Genomic DNA, 281 nt, shown 5'->3' with positions numbered 1-281 from the left:
AGGCCAAGGCTATCCTGCAGGAGCGCGGCGCATGGTTTCTTTTTCTGCCGCCATACAGCCCCGATCTGAACCCCGTCGAAATGGTATTTTCCAAGCTGAAGGCGCATCTGCGGCGGATCGGTGCCCGAACCATCCACAATGTATGGCAAGCCGTCGGTGAAATCCGCGATCTCTTCGAACCCGACGATTGCTGGAATTTCTTCAACGCGGCAGGGTATGATGACGATTAAATGAAAAATGCTCTAACAATAAAATTGGACCACACAGTGGGGCTGATCACA

Annotated in this window: 1 pseudogene; it reads left to right on the top strand. The window is 52.3% G+C overall.

The features are described 5' to 3' along the window. Window positions 1-114 (top strand): annotated as a pseudogene (locus AB9K34_RS03710) (transposase); the annotation flags it as partial. Window positions 115-281: the final 167 nt, after the last annotated feature.

Source organism: Sedimentitalea sp. XS_ASV28, from assembly GCF_041224545.1.
In the GTDB taxonomy this organism is placed as follows: Bacteria; Pseudomonadota; Alphaproteobacteria; order Rhodobacterales; family Rhodobacteraceae; genus Sedimentitalea.
This window is presented reverse-complemented; position numbering and strand designations above follow the sequence as displayed.